Annotated in this window: 1 pseudogene; it reads left to right on the plus strand. The window is 75.5% G+C overall.

Annotation, left to right across the window (positions count from 1 at the left end):
* Positions 1–1,197: pseudogene (locus FV222_RS26685) on the plus strand (hypothetical protein); the annotation flags it as partial.

Consider the following 1,197-nt stretch of genomic DNA (forward strand, 5'->3'; position numbering starts at 1 on the left):
AGCCCGCGGTACGTTGCCGGCCCGCGGCTGTCGGACGTCGCCGGCCTGTCCTCGACGGAGGGCGACCCGGTGCCGCGCGTCTACGGCCGGGCGAAGCTCGGCGGCACCCTGATCTGGGCGACGCGACCGCTCGAGGTTGCCAACACCGCCGTCGAGCGCGCCGCCGCCCCGTCGAAGGGCGGCGGCGGGCAGAAGACGGTGCGGACCAGCTACGCCTACTTCGCCAACCTCGCGGTCGGCCTGTGCGAGGGCGAGATCGCCCTCGTCCGGCGGATCTGGGCGGACGGGACCGAGCTCGACCGCACCGCGATCACCTGCCGCGTCCACGTCGGCGCGGCGACCCAAGCGCCCGATCCGCTGATCGTCGCCAAGGAGGGCGCCGACGCGCCGGCCTATCGCGGCCTCGCCTACGTGGTGTTCGAGGGGCTGCCGCTGGCCGATTACGGCAACCGCATCCCGCAATTCGCCTTCGAGGTGGTGCGGCCGGTCAACGGCGTCGCGCCGCTGGTCCGCGCCGTGAACCTGATCCCCGGCGCGTCCGAGTTCGGCCTCGATCCCACCGGCGTCACCGTCGACCTCGGCCTCGGGCGGACGCAGGGCGCCAACCGGTTCCAGCTGCAGGCGGCGAGCGACGTGGTCGCGTCGCTGGACGCGCTTCAGGCGCTGTGCCCGAACCTCGCCCGCGTCGCGGTGGTGGTGGCGTGGTTCGGCGACGACCTGCGCGCCGGACAGTGCACGGTCGCCCCGCGGGTCGAGATCGGCGCCAAGGCGACCGTCGGCGACACCTGGCGCGTGGCCGGCCTCGACCGCGCGCAGGCCCGGTCGGTCTCGACCGCGCCGGACGGAACCCCGGCCTACGGCGGCACGCCCTCGGATGCGGGCCTCGCTCGCCTGGTGGCGGAACTCGCCCGCCGCGGCCTCGCGGTGGTGCTCTACCCGTTCGTGATGATGGACGTCGCGGTCGGCAACGCGTTGCCCGACCCCTACCGGCCCGGTGCGCTCGGCCAGGCGGCCTACCCCTGGCGCGGCCGCATCACCTGCGATCCCGCCCCCGACCTGCCCGGCTCGCCCGACGGGACGGCGGCGGCCGAAGCGCAGGTGCTGGCCTACTTCACGGGTGCGGAAGGCTACCGCCGCCAGGCGTTGCACTATGCCGACCTCGCGGCGGGCTGGGCGGCCGTCGGCACGCCGCTCGCC

The sequence above is a fragment of the Methylobacterium sp. WL103 genome (assembly GCF_008039885.1).
Classification (GTDB): Bacteria; Pseudomonadota; Alphaproteobacteria; order Rhizobiales; family Beijerinckiaceae; genus Methylobacterium; species Methylobacterium cerastii.